1 protein-coding gene is annotated in these 1,094 nt (G+C 64.5%); it reads right to left on the bottom strand.

The genetic code is table 11. The annotated features are described in order from the left end of the window. Positions 1-1,094: elongation factor Tu (gene tuf / locus ACFTOW_RS13340; protein WP_379916519.1), on the bottom strand; the 1,094-nt coding region annotated here is incomplete at both ends.

The raw sequence follows: 1,094 nt of genomic DNA, 5'->3' as shown, positions 1-1,094 counted from the left end.
GCGATCGGGGCGATCAGCTCGACCTCGAACTTCAGGTTGTCGCCGGGCATCACCATTTCCGTGCCCTCGGGCAGGGTCACGGTGCCGGTCACGTCCGTCGTGCGGAAGTAGAACTGCGGGCGGTAGTTGGCGAAGAACGGCGTGTGACGGCCACCCTCTTCCTTGGTCAGGATATACGCCTCGGCCTCGAACTTGGTGTGCGGGGTCACCGACTTGGGCTTGCACAGCACCTGGCCGCGCTCCACGCCTTCACGCTCGATGCCGCGCAGCAGAACGCCGACGTTGTCGCCTGCCTCACCACGGTCCAGCAGCTTGCGGAACATCTCGACACCCGTACATGTGGTGGTCTTGGTGTCCTTGATCCCCACGATCTCGATGCTGTCGCCGACGTTGATCACGCCACGCTCGATCCGGCCGGTCACAACCGTGCCGCGGCCCGAAATCGAGAACACGTCCTCGATCGGCATCAGGAACGGCTGGTCCACGGCGCGCGCGGGCGTCGGGATCCACTCGTCGACCGCCGCCATCAGCGCGCGGATCGAGTTCTCGCCGATCTCGGGATCACGGCCTTCCATCGCCGCCAGGGCCGAGCCCTTGACGATCGGAATGTCGTCGCCGGGGTAGTCGTAGGAGGACAGCAGCTCGCGGATCTCCATCTCGACCAGCTCCAGCAGCTCCTCGTCATCGACCTGGTCGACCTTGTTCATGTAGACGACCATGGTGGGGATGCCCACCTGGCGGCCCAGCAGGATGTGCTCGCGCGTCTGCGGCATCGGGCCGTCGGCGGCGTTCACCACCAGGATCGCGCCGTCCATCTGGGCGGCACCGGTGATCATGTTCTTGACGTAGTCGGCGTGGCCGGGGCAGTCGACATGCGCGTAGTGGCGGGTCTCGGTCTCGTATTCCACATGCGCGGTCGAGATGGTGATCCCGCGCGCCTTCTCCTCGGGCGCGCCGTCGATCTGGTCATACGCACGGAAGTCGCCGAAATACTTGGTGATCGCCGCCGTCAGCGTCGTCTTGCCGTGGTCAACGTGACCGATCGTGCCGATGTTCACATGCGGCTTGTTACGTTCAAACTTTGCCTTTGCCAT

Origin of the sequence: Lacimonas salitolerans (genome assembly GCF_042677865.1) — a bacterium.
Classification (GTDB): Bacteria; Pseudomonadota; Alphaproteobacteria; order Rhodobacterales; family Rhodobacteraceae; genus Lutimaribacter; species Lutimaribacter salitolerans.
This window is presented reverse-complemented; position numbering and strand designations above follow the sequence as displayed.